Below are 5656 nucleotides of genomic sequence, written 5' to 3' on the forward strand. Positions count from 1 at the left end.
AGCCGCTTTCGACGTCATCGCTGGAAAGCCGCTTTCGACGTCATCGCTGGAACCCAGTCCGACGAGAAAGGCGGTTTCGATACCTTTGGCCGGCGACCCTTTCGCCAGGGCCTCGTGCATCTGCGCTGCTTCATCGCCGAGAAGGTTCTGGAGAACCGGGAGGGCGGCTCGACGCTGAAGCAACAGGCGGTGCTGTYTCGCGCCTCCCATCACAGCGGTCCGCTCGAAATCGAGCTCACGCGCCGGAACATCCCGTTCGTCAAATTCGGCGGTCTCAAGTTCCTCGACAGCGCCCATATCCAGGATCTGTTGGCGCTGCTKCAGAAGGGCATTCTCCCACGCGCGCGCCCCTGGCTCAACGACCTTAGAGGTCGACATGCTCAGGCATCGCTTTCAACTGCTCCTTGGTCCAGGTGGTGACGGCGAGGACGTTTCCATCTGCATCGCGCATGAACTCGAGATCGCTGATCGGTACGCCGACGTGCTTGGCCCCAATGCCGAGGAAGCCGCCAACATCCATCACGACGTGGCTCCCGTGGACATGTGACACCGCTCCGATCTTTTCATCGCCCGGCCCGTAGATTGTGGCCCCTTCAAGGATAGRCGCGGTCAGCTGACTGCTGGCGAGACGAATATGGCTGGAATGGTCCATTGTGTGCTCCTCATGTTCGAAAACGAATCGAACGTGCGGGGGCTCAGCACGTTCCCCGCCGCACCCGACCACCCTTGCCCTAACGGCGCTCGTGTTCGTTGTGATCTACGGGTGGCCGAGCGGGGCGTGGCGGTGAGCCGAACCGCAGTCCGCTCTTCAGCCCGCCACCCGGACTTTCCCGGTGGGCCTAGGGCGGCCGCCGACCCGAGGGCAATGGACGACGAAATTCGAGGCGAGCGGCAGGCTAGGGTTATCGTCTGGCAATCAGGAGTGTTAAGCGTCCGCGGGGGCTGGTCTCTGCCGATAGAACATTCGTTGGCGACAGCTGCTTTGCCCGAAGAGCGGAAACAATGCTCGGGACTGCCTCAATCGCAATCCTAAGTTTCTGAAGTTCGGCCTCACCCTTCTCCGCGACGTCACGACGGATCTGCACCTGCTTCGCCCTTGGCAGCAAACTAATGTCAACAATTGCGATTGGTTGGTTTCTCAGCGAGCCAGATGGGCTTGCGGGGTCAGTCAGCGGCCGTTCAAACGACGATTCATCCAATTCCTGAGCACTGGCGCCGACCAGGGCGAGAGAGAGGCCAGCCACTACGAGCGTGAGCGTGTGCATGAGGCCGACCTCTGGTGTATCGACTGCGTGGTGCGCTTCCACGCGGCAGCTCAAGACTGAGCCGGGTCATTTCAAAAGCGGGAAGATCTCTGGCCTGCCTGGCGGGACGGTGGCCACCCTTCGCCAGCAACACGAGCATTAGGCACGTGCGGCGAGGAAGCTTTGCGCCTTTTAGCGGAGGGAAGCGAATCCGGCGGGGTCACAACTCCGTTAGTTCTCAGCACATCGAGCGAAGCTGCCGTCGAACGTTTAGAGGAGTGTCGAAGGCCGATGAAAAGCCGCCCGCCGGCCCTGGAGGGCCAAATTCTGGGGGTTGGCTTCGCGCGCGCCGCGGAGCTTCTAGAGCAAGGATGTCGCCGGTTGATTGGCCTCGGGTTCGCCGACGTCCTTCTTCACGCCACGCGCCACGACGTTCAGTGCCCCGTCGGGCAGTGGCCGTTGGAGCGCCCTCGCCTCCTCCCAAGGTGCGGTCATCCAAGCCTCGCACTCCTCCGGCGTCGTCAGGATCACAGGCATCGCCTTGGGATGGATGGCGCCAACCTCTGCGTTCGGATCAGTCGTCAGGAAGGCGTAGAGGTCGATCGTTTCCTCGCCGTTCTTGATCTTGCGGACGCTGGTCCATTGCGGCGCCCAGATGCCGGCGAAGTAGGCTGTCGGACGTTCCTCTCCGAACGCGAACCAGACATCCTGCTTCGAGCCCCAGTCGAGTTCGCTGAACGAGGTGAACGGCACAAGGCATCGGCTTTCGACGCCGAGCCAGCGCTTCCAATGCGAGCCTGAGATATTGTGGACGTTTGTCGTTCCGCTGTCCGGCTCCATCCGAAGGAGTTGGTCGAAGTCGACCTCCTTGCCCTTCGCCCGTAGCTTGTCGGCGCGCATGGTCGCGGGTTGAGCTGCGCCTTCTTGGACGACGGCATGCCCCACCGCGTCATCGTGAGCGTCGGAGCGCTCCCCTCGTTGCGAATAATCGGCGCCGAATAATCCGGGAAGATCCCCGGCTGCGGCACGACCTGCGCCGCCACGTCGAACTTCGCAAACAGCTTTCGCATCGCCTCGACGAGCTGAGCCCCATCATTGGCGGGGGCCAATCGGGAGGTCCGGCCGATATCCGGGCAGTAGGCTCCGCACTTCATGCCGTATTTCTGCGGCTTTCGGACCGGGTTGTCGTACCGCCAAGGGCATGGGTTGCGAAACAGCGCGACGAGCTGAGCAAGCGTCGCATGCGCGCCGTAGCGCCAGGCCAACGAAGCCAGCCGAGCGTCCCCACTACGCTGGCAGTAATGGCAGCGGAAGCGCACGAAATCCCGCAGCTCGGTCTGGTTGTTCGGCGGGTTCGTGCTCGGTCATTGTTTAGGCTCGCGAACCGGCCGCGCCCCCTGAGAGAACACCCCGCGTAGAAAGCCGCGCGAGACCGAGCGATCGGCGTCCGCCAGCAGCACGATGAAGTCATGCGCCAGGGCGCGCAGGGCCCCCGCCTTGCTGCCGTGTTCCTCCAGCAGCGTCGAGACGATGCCGGTGATTTCCGCGTCCAGCGTGGTGTCTTCACCATGCTGATCGGCTGGCCGGCCTGACATTGCTCTTGTCCTCGAGATATGAGAACAAAATGAGAACGGGCTTTCCGGGAGTCAACCCATGAACGTCGACACCTTCTTCCTCCAGCCCTTCAAAGACCCATCGGAAGAAGCTGGTTCCGGCCCAGCGCGTCCCGGCGAAAACGAAATACCACGCGCTGAATGAGGGCGAGCGCCTGGGCCGCACCGCCGAGGGCGTCGCGGTTGTGCATGTGGTCGCGGACGATGAAACCGGAGAAGTCGCTTCGATCGACGTCCTCGCCCGCCATGGCGCGATTGCCGAGGAGTTCAAAGAGCAGATCAGGGCTCTGTAGGACCGGAAGGTTTATCGCGATGATGGCCATCGCCAACATGCGCGAGAACGGGACGCGCTACATCACGCTGATCGAGTGCGGTTAGCATGTCGACGGGTGGCGTAGAAGGCGCCTGAAATCGGCGCTACCGCAGGTTGGGCCGATTGCCCGCGCCCAGCATAAGATCTAGCAGAACCCCCCGCTCAGTCGTCCTCTTCATCGTCCCAGCGACGACGATAGTCGCGACGCCTCCTCTCCCGCTCCCAATCCCGCTCGCGTTCGTACCGGTTCCTGCGATAGCGGTCCCTGTCGTCTTCCCACTCATGAGGCCGACGATCATAGGGTACGTAATACTGCGCGTATGCGGTCTCTGCGGCGACCGCGCTCGTTACAGCTCCGCCTATCAGAGCTGTGAGGAAAGTTCGCCGATTCATTGTTGCTCCCCTCGGGTTGGTACAATTTCGGTCGGCATGCGGTGGTAGAGAAACTGACCATGATTGAAGCGGTTCCGAGTATTTTTCGGGTGCGCAAGGCCCGCTAGCGGATCTGGTAGACGTCGACATGATTGGCGTCCTCTCGCAGCCCCTTGTAGGAGGCATGCCGTAGCTTGCCTTCATCGGTCCAGGCGCGGAACTCGATCTCGGCCACAAGGGCCGGCGCCAGCCATAGGCGGCCCATCGTGTGCCCTTTCATGATTACGGCTGGCCTCGGGACGATGAGCTGCTCCATCTGCTTTCGCAGCGCTCTTGCGCTGGCGTCCTCTCGCAGCCCCTTGTAGGAGGCATGCCGTAGCTTGCCTTCATCGGTCCAGGCGCGGAACTCGATCTCGGCCACAAGGGCCGGCGCCAGCCATAGGCGGCCCTTCGTGTGCCCTTTCATGATTACGGCTGGCCTCGGGACGATGAGCTGCTCCATCTGCTTTCGCAGCGCTCTTGCGCTGGCGTCCGTGAAGCCAGTTCCGACTCCTCCGACATAGTCAAGGTTGTCCCCTTGGCGAGCTGCGAGGAGCAGCCGGCCCACCCCGCCGAGCGCGACCATCGACGGCTCATAGCCGATGATGACGAAGCTCTCGGACTGGACGCATTTAATCTTGAGCCATTCCCCGCCGCGGCCAGATCGATAGGCAGCCGAACGCCGCTTCGCGATGATGCCCTCGAGCCCCATCTCACAGGCGAGCATCAGGAAAGCGGGGCCATCGGCCCTCACATCCTCGCTGAAGCGAATCGCACCATGGGCTGCACCATTGAGGACGTCCGCCAGGATGTCGCGCCGCTCACCATAGCCCAGCGCCCGCAAGTCATGGCCGTTAAGGTAGAGCAAATCAAAGGCATAGAGAATTGCTGTCGAGGCGGGAGCGCTTCCCCCCTCGTCCACCAAGAGCTTTTTGAAGCGCGCTGAAATCCGCCGCTCCCCGATTGTCCCAGCACGACAGCCTCTCCGTCGAAGATCGCACTGTCCAACCCGAGGGCCTGGGCATCCTTTACAGCCAAGCGATAGCCGTCCCATTTGACCTCGTACGACCAGTCATCGCTGCGCGGAATCTTGCGGCTCAATAGCGCCAGGCATGGCTCGACGCGTTCAGGCATGGGATCGGTGAAGAGCTCGCGCTCGATCTTCTGCCGGCGGCTGAGCGGCGGCCCCTTGACGGTGTCGACGCCCAGCCCGGTCTAAGAACCCGACGCGCACAATCATCGAGTGATCTCTGCATAACAAAAAGGCCCGATCCCCTTTCGGAGACCGGGCCGAGTTTAGGGAGGGACCGGTTAGGCCGGCAGCCATCTTGCGGCGGTCAGCCGCTCGATTTCACGATCGGCCGGTGCGCGATCGACCCGATCCTTAGTCTCCGGCCGCGCCGCACGCGAAAATCCTTCTGAAACTTTGAAGGATCGAGCGCCCGGCGCGCGACCAGTTGGGCAGCTTTTGCTGGCGATCAGTCGGACCGGCCTTTCGCATTCTTGATCTGATCGATGACCTGATCGAGGTTGTAACTCGCCGGGTCCTGCATCGGCGGGAACTCCTTGTAGGAGAGAAGTTCCTTCATCCACAGCGCCTGGCCGATCGGCAGCATGTTCCAATCGTAGATGTAGGCAGTGGAGGGCGAGCCGATCGTACCACCCATACCCATGAGCGTCTTGTACTGCGAGCCGATCGAGGTCTCAAACGGGTCGCGCTTGATGTTGACGACTTGGGCCCAGTGAAATGGCTGCACGCCCGAGACAAAGCCGGCGGGCGAATCCGACACCATCGCAAAGTAGATCTTCCAGTTCTTGTAGCGCACCGCCGACGGCTCTTTGCCGGAATAGTAGAAGAACGTGTCGCGCGCCGATTTTTCTGACCGTCCGAGCAGGTATTCGGTCTGGTCGACGCCATCGAGCGTGGTCTTGACGATGCCGGGATAGCTGCCTGATCCACCCCCGTTGAATTGGTCCACCCTGAAGTATGTCTTTTGGCAGACAGGAGGACCGAGATGCCGAAGAAGCGCCACAAGCCCGAAGAGATCGTCGCGAAGCTACGCCAGGTCGATGTG

General features: G+C 61.9%; 4 protein-coding genes and 4 pseudogenes. 1 reads left to right on the top strand and 7 read right to left on the bottom strand.

Annotated features, from left to right (window positions below; genetic code table 11):
- Positions 1-129: 129 nt before the first annotated feature.
- Positions 130-348: pseudogene (locus AC1DE3_RS28100) on the top strand (3'-5' exonuclease); the annotation flags it as partial.
- 16 nt (positions 349-364) lie between these two features.
- Here the strand turns inward: AC1DE3_RS28100 and AC1DE3_RS28105 are convergent.
- From AC1DE3_RS28105 to AC1DE3_RS28135, 7 genes and pseudogenes are all read right to left on the bottom strand, one after another.
- Positions 365-652, bottom strand: a complete 288-nt coding sequence (locus tag AC1DE3_RS28105) for a PRC-barrel domain containing protein (protein ID WP_476852970.1) — start codon at positions 650-652, stop codon at positions 365-367.
- Between the two features lie 952 nt (positions 653-1604).
- Positions 1605-2314 (bottom strand): annotated as a pseudogene (locus AC1DE3_RS28110) (SOS response-associated peptidase family protein).
- Positions 2315-2608: 294 nt separating this feature from the next.
- Positions 2609-2839: a hypothetical protein gene (locus AC1DE3_RS28115; RefSeq protein ID WP_476798075.1), complete on the bottom strand. Its 231-nt coding sequence runs from the start codon at positions 2837-2839 to the stop codon at positions 2609-2611.
- An 89-nt stretch (positions 2840-2928) separates the two neighbouring features.
- Positions 2929-3180, bottom strand: coding sequence for a hypothetical protein (locus AC1DE3_RS28120; RefSeq protein ID WP_441514545.1), 252 nt, complete (start codon positions 3178-3180; stop codon positions 2929-2931).
- Between the two features lie 486 nt (positions 3181-3666).
- Positions 3667-3858, bottom strand: coding sequence for an ATP dependent DNA ligase (locus tag AC1DE3_RS28125; RefSeq protein WP_476798077.1), 192 nt, complete (start codon positions 3856-3858; stop codon positions 3667-3669).
- A 30-nt stretch (positions 3859-3888) separates the two neighbouring features.
- Positions 3889-4790: pseudogene (gene ligD / locus AC1DE3_RS28130) on the bottom strand (non-homologous end-joining DNA ligase); the annotation flags it as partial.
- A gap of 269 nt (positions 4791-5059) precedes the next feature.
- A pseudogene (locus AC1DE3_RS28135) lies at positions 5060-5536 on the bottom strand (arylsulfatase); the annotation flags it as partial.
- Positions 5537-5656: the final 120 nt, after the last annotated feature.

The organism is Allobosea sp. 10L417 (assembly GCF_056395485.1).

Bases quoted from the DNA above. Each gene is read 5' to 3' on its own strand.
- AC1DE3_RS28115 (WP_476798075.1), bottom strand. From the start codon at position 2,839: ATGTCAGGCCGGCCAGCCGATCAGCATGGTGAAGACACCACGCTGGAC.
- AC1DE3_RS28120 (WP_441514545.1), bottom strand. From the start codon at position 3,180: ATGGCCATCATCGCGATAAACCTTCCGGTCCTACAGAGCCCTGATCTG.
- AC1DE3_RS28125 (WP_476798077.1), bottom strand. From the start codon at position 3,858: ATGGAGCAGCTCATCGTCCCGAGGCCAGCCGTAATCATGAAAGGGCAC.